The 1,015-nt window shown below is 69.4% G+C and carries 2 protein-coding genes; both read right to left on the bottom strand.

Annotation, left to right across the window (positions count from 1 at the left end; all coding sequences use genetic code 11):
• On the bottom strand, positions 1–187 hold a 187-nt coding region (locus ACEN88_RS32635), incomplete at its 3' end, for a hypothetical protein (RefSeq protein ID WP_413346404.1).
• Positions 188–291: 104 nt separating this feature from the next.
• Positions 292–1,015: PfkB family carbohydrate kinase (locus ACEN88_RS32630; RefSeq protein WP_413346402.1), on the bottom strand; the 724-nt coding region annotated here is incomplete at its 5' end.

The following is a 1,015-nucleotide window of genomic DNA, read 5'->3' as shown; positions in this document are numbered from 1 at the left end:
GGGCGTCGTGGGGGGGGGCGGCCGGGCCCCCCCCGGTCACTTCCCCCCGTTTATGGGGCCCGGCGGCCTGGGCGGCGGCGGGCCCCGCGCCCGCGCCGGCCTGCTGCTGCGCGAACGCGAGGGCGGGCGCCAGCGCGATGACGAGGGCGGCCGAGCGGCCGATATAGGGGGTGAGCGAGTAACGCATTTGTATTTATCTCCTGTGTGATATTGACTTCTTTGCCTTCGCTTTTCCAGCTGCCGGTCTTTTGAACCGGATGTCCAACGTTGTCATTTCTTTTGAAAAAATTTTTAAAAAAATTCGAAACCTTCCACATCGGCCAGTTCGCTCGTGTACGGCAGGTCCGCGCCGCGGCGCGAGCAGGTGACGGCGGCGGCGCGCGCGGCGAAACGCAACGCCTCCACCAGTTCGTCCTGGACCAGGCCTTCCACCGCGCGCCGGGTGAGCTTGCCGGCGCGCTGCAGCCAGGCGAGCAGGCCGGCCTGGAACGTGTCGCCGGCGCCGACCGTGTCCACGACCGTGACGGGCACGGCCGGCACTTCCACCGCCAGCTGCGAGCGCGTGACCGCCACCACGCCCCGCTCGCCCCATGTCACGACGACGAGGGCCACGCCGGCTTCCAGCGACTGCGCGATGAACGTGTCGACGCGCATGCCCGGATACAGCGCGTGGATGTCTTCCTCGCTGACCTTGAGCACGTCGGCGCGGCGCTGCATCCAGCGCACGGATTCGCGCCAGGTGTCGACATCGGGCTCGATGGTCAGCCGGACGTTCGGGTCGTAGACGATGAGACTGCGGCCGCGCTGCCGGTCGACCAGCGCGCGCAAGGCGGACGCCACGGGCTCGACGACCATGCAGTACGAGCCCACGTGGATCGCCGCCGCGTCGGCGGGCACGCTCGCCAGGTCGGCCTGGGTCACCATGCGGTCGGCCGTGCCGCTGCCGTAGAACGTGTAGAGGGGCACGCCGCGCTCGTCGACGCTGACCATCACGAGCGCGGTCGGTGCGTCCGGA

It is taken from the genome of Massilia sp. CT11-108 (genome assembly GCF_047302915.1).
GTDB classification, from domain to species: Bacteria; Pseudomonadota; Gammaproteobacteria; order Burkholderiales; family Burkholderiaceae_D; genus Telluria; species Telluria orientalis.
The sequence above is the reverse complement of the archived record's forward strand: the minus strand, read 5'-3'. Positions and strand labels throughout refer to the sequence as shown.